This is a genomic window from Mesobacillus sp., assembly GCF_049588175.1.
In the GTDB taxonomy this organism is placed as follows: Bacteria; Bacillota; Bacilli; order Bacillales; family Cytobacillaceae; genus Mesobacillus.
In genome coordinates this window covers 1-2,252 of record NZ_JBAVFI010000743.1, presented here as the reverse complement: position 1 = coordinate 2,252, position 2,252 = coordinate 1, and the positions used below count along the sequence as shown (strand labels likewise).

The 2,252-nt window shown below is 40.6% G+C and carries 1 protein-coding gene; it reads right to left on the bottom strand.

From position 1 onward, the window contains the following. Positions 1-442 precede the first annotated feature (442 nt). A partial coding sequence (locus tag WB217_RS18080) for a methyl-accepting chemotaxis protein (protein WP_423994694.1) occupies positions 443-2,252 on the bottom strand: 1,810 nt, incomplete at its 5' end.

Genomic DNA, 2,252 nt, shown 5'->3' with positions numbered 1-2,252 from the left:
GATGATATGTGGAATGTATACGCTGGATTGAATCTCGATGGAACATTCCTTTCTTATAATGAAGCCAAGCAGTATTTAGAAGAAGAAGGCTTTAGAAAAAGATAATATCGAACATTTGAATGTTACTAATCAAAAAAGGATGCCGTAGTGGCATCCTTTTTTAGACTATAGACAAACTCGATAAAGATTCAGTTTGTCTACAGTTTTTTCATTTAAGCTACTGCAAAAAACTAGTCTGTTAATTTTCGTTCCAGGTGCTTCGCTTTCCGCGGGCGGCCCGGGGAGCCTCCTCGTCGCTTCACTTCTGCGGGGTCTCCCCTGACCCGTTCATACCGCAGGAGTCTCGCACCTTCCACTCCAATCAACAGGATTTCAATAAGTAATCTGTGAACGTAATCTTTGTCGACAAACTGAAAGGATGCCGTAGTGGCATCCTTTTTTCTTATAACTTAAAGTTCCCAGTCAGTTTTTCTAATTCCAACGCTGTCTGCTGAAGAATTTTTGTGGTTTCGCTGACATTTTCAGCGATCCTTAATTGTTCCTGAGTTGATTGGTCTGTTTGGCTCGTGCCTGCAGCGATCTGTTGTGAAGCCTGAGAAACCGTGTCAAGAGAGTTTGTGATTTGCTCGATCGCGATGACCTGCTGCTCGATGGCAGAGGCGATATTATTGGAGTTATCCTCGATCTCAAGCGTCGTTTCATAAATTTCATGAAGCGTATTTTTGGCATTGGTTGAAAGGTCTTTATTGTATTGAACAGCTTCTCTTGTTTTTGAAATGTAGTCAACTGCGTTACGAGTGCTGTTAACATTCTCATTAACGATGGTAATGATGGTCGAGGCTGATTTTGCGCTTTCCTCTGCCAGTTTTCTGACTTCATTCGCTACTACTGCAAAGCCTTTCCCATGGTCGCCTGCTCTTGCTGCCTCTATGGCAGCATTTAATGCTAATAGATTAGTCTGATCTGATATTGTATTAATGATTTTAACGAATTGAGTAATTTTATCTGATTGCTTTTCAAGCATGATGATAATGTCCGCTAACTGGTTTGTATTGTCTTCAACAAGTTCAAGCCCTGCAAGCATCTCATCGATTCGGACTGTTCCTTCTTTAGAAGTAACAGTGGAGTTCTTGGCAATGAAGCTTGCCTGCTGGGCAGAAGCATTAATCTCTTCGATTCCCGCGTTAATTTCTTCTAGAGTAGCTTGCATTTCTTCAATGTTTGCGTTTTGTTCCTGGGTACTTGCGGCTGCCTGCTGGTTGGCTGCAGTCAACTCTTTGATTGCATCTACAGAGCTAGAAGCGACATTTGACAAGGCAAGGGTTTCGCTCGTAACTTCTTTTGAACTAGTTTGTACCTGTGAGACAACATTTCTAAGTGATGCCGTCATAGTATTGATGCTTTCGGCCAATTCACCGATTTCGTCTTTCGATTTTACATGAATGTCATTTTGAGATAAATCTCCATTTGCAATATTAGCTGTTAAAACCTTAATCTTGTTGAGCGGTCTGATCAGCATTGAAATAAGCAGATACATGGCGATGCTTGAAATGGCCAGGATTACCAATGCCAGAATCCATATGCGTGTCACTTCTGCATTTATCTTTTTATTAACCTGTGTAACATCAAAGTCGACTCCGTAAAGGGCGATTACATTTCCGCTCATATTCGTTATCGGTGCGAAACCAGTTACTTTTTCACCGGTTTCAGATTGATAAACATCTGTGGTTGTCCGCTTATTATTTTTTACTGCCATAAGGGCAGCTTCATCGAAAGCCTTACCGCCTGAATACTGGGAGCCATAAGTGAACTCCTTGGTGAGCATGACGGAACTCATTGTCGGGATGGTCAACTTTTCACCATCCATGGTGACCAAGTAAAGATTATGTATTAATGGATTATCTTTTAAAATCTTGTCCATTTGTTTCTGCATGGTTGTAACACCAGGATTATTCTTGGAAGGGTTGCTGATAATTGTCTGGGCTTTCCCTGGAGTGATTTGATCTGATAATAAACTTGATATCGTATTTAATTCAGCTTCCATTGATTCAACATTGCTTTTCTTGATGACGTAAAATGCTAAAGCTGAAGTAGCCAATGCCATAATCAGCATAGAGATTACACTTAATGAAACGACTTTGATTTTCAAGCTCATATTCTTCTTTACGCGTTTTTTGTCTGGGTTCATCTTGCTAGCGCTTTTAATCGCTTTGTTTTTCATTTTTAAAAGCAATTCCTTCACTCCTCTGTTC